The sequence below is a fragment of the Mesorhizobium sp. M1E.F.Ca.ET.041.01.1.1 genome, assembly GCF_003997355.1.
GTDB lineage: Bacteria > Pseudomonadota > Alphaproteobacteria > Rhizobiales > Rhizobiaceae > Mesorhizobium.
Map to the genome: position 1 here is coordinate 1 of NZ_RZSL01000878.1, position 1,872 is coordinate 1,872.

The 1,872-nt window shown below is 61.8% G+C and carries 3 protein-coding genes; 2 read left to right on the top strand and 1 reads right to left on the bottom strand.

What is annotated here, in order from left to right; genetic code table 11:
- Positions 1-220, top strand: a 220-nt coding sequence (locus EOA38_RS35355) for an aminotransferase class I/II-fold pyridoxal phosphate-dependent enzyme (RefSeq protein WP_127301397.1), incomplete at its 5' end; no start/stop codon positions are given.
- Between the two features lie 65 nt (positions 221-285).
- Here EOA38_RS35355 and EOA38_RS35360 read toward each other — a convergent pair.
- A complete protein-coding gene (locus EOA38_RS35360; RefSeq protein WP_126092440.1) occupies positions 286-681 on the bottom strand; it encodes a cupin domain-containing protein in 396 nt (131 codons plus the stop codon).
- A 308-nt stretch (positions 682-989) separates the two neighbouring features.
- Between EOA38_RS35360 and EOA38_RS35365 the strand changes: the two genes are divergently transcribed.
- Positions 990-1,872 (top strand): GGDEF domain-containing protein (locus tag EOA38_RS35365; RefSeq protein ID WP_127301398.1); only part of this gene is annotated, 883 nt, incomplete at its 3' end.

Here is a 1,872-nt window from a genome sequence, read left to right on the forward strand (position 1 = left end):
GTCCTGCGCTGAGCTGATCGGCAGGAAGACCAGGGCCGGCAAGGTCATCGACAGCGACGAGGTTTTCTGCTCGGAGCTGCTCGACGCCGAGGGTGTCGCGGTGGTGTTCGGCTCGGCCTTCGGCCTTGGTCCGAACTTCCGCATCTCCTATGCGACGTCGGAGACGCTGCTGGAGGAAGCCTGCACCCGCATCCAGCGTTTTACTGCATCGCTGACCTGAACGGCAGCGTAGCCACCCAGATAAAAAAAACCCGGCTTCGCGCGCCGGGTTTTTGTTGACGGCGCTCAGCCGCCATATTGCTCGTCGGAGACGGCCTCGAGCCAATCGGCGTGGACGCCGTCCATCGCCTCCTGCATGGCGACATGCGTCATCGTGGTTTTCGGCCCGGCGCCGTGCCAGTGCTTTTCGCCCGGCGCGAACGAGATGACGTCGCCCGCCCTGATCGCCTCGATCGGCCCGCCCCACGTTTGCGCAAGCCCGGCGCCCGAAGTCACATAGAGCGTCTGGCCAAGCGGATGCGTATGCCAATGGGTGCGCGCGCCGGGTTCAAAGCTGACCAGCGTCGCCCTGAGCCGCGCCGGCGCCTCCTTCTCGATGATCGGTGTCTGCAGCACCTTGCCGGTGAAATACTTTTCCGGCGCAATGATCGTCGGCACGCTGCCGCACGCAATGATCTTCATCGTTCAAATCCTCAATCGTTGACGAAACAGCAAGCCGGAAGCGGCGCATCTCAGGATGTAGTTTCAACCGGCTATGAGGCTAGTGCAACGGGTCTTTCCGCTGCCAATGATGACAGCGTCGAAGCAGCTTTAGTGGTGCGTCAAATCTTTCTGTCAGCTGTTTAAAATACTGTCATAAATTGTTGCTTTTTAACCATAAAATGAGGCAGTCGGCCGAGCATTGGGGAACGAAGCAAGACAGTCGCCGCGCTCAATGTCTTTTTAACCGCTCGGCTCTAGCCATGGCCCGTGCTGTGGGGGGCGCGGACATGAGCATCTTGGCGACAATCAAGGATCATAGCGGCAGGATTTACCGCGGCATTCAGGCACTGCTCGTGGCGAGCATCGCCGCTACGGCAATTGCCGCCTTCGGACTGACCGAAGATGCCTCGCGCGCCACGGCTCTCGCCTTGTCGGCGATATCGACCGGCCTGGCGCTGCTGGTGCTGATGTATATGCGCTCGAGCGTCGTCCAGCGCCTGCAGTCGGCGGCGGACGCCGAAGCCGAGAAGCACCGCTTCCTCAGCGTCGACGCAATGACCGGCGCCATGACCCGGCGCTATTTCCTCGAAGCGTTGAGCGACAGTCTGGGCACCTTGCGCAACCGCCGGCAAGCGAGCCTTCTGTTGATCGACCTCGACCATTTCAAGCAGCTCAATGACACCTTCGGCCACCAGTTCGGCGACCTCGCGCTCGCTTATGTGGTCAAGGAGGCTGAGCGCATCTTTGACGACAGCCTTATCGGACGGCTGGGCGGCGACGAGTTCGGCGTCATCGTCCCGCATGGCGACACGGCTGCCCTCAACAAGGATGTCCGCCGGCTGCTCGACGCGATGCGGGCCGGAAAGCGGCATGAAGGCAAGGTCGTTCCGCTGTCGATCTCGTTGGGGGTTGCGCTTGCGCCGCTGCACGCTTCCAACCCCACCGAATTGATGTTGCTTGCCGATCTCGCGCTCTACGAAAGCAAGGCGGCTGGCCGGGGTCGTGTCACGGTCTTCGACGAGGAGATGCTGTCGGACAAGCGTTATCGCCGGCTCGTGGAGCGCGAACTGCGCGCGGCCGTCTATCTTGGCGAGTTGGAGCTCCACTATCAGCCGATCATGGGCGCCGAGGGCTCCATCGACGCTCTCGAAGGTTTGATCCGCTGGCGTC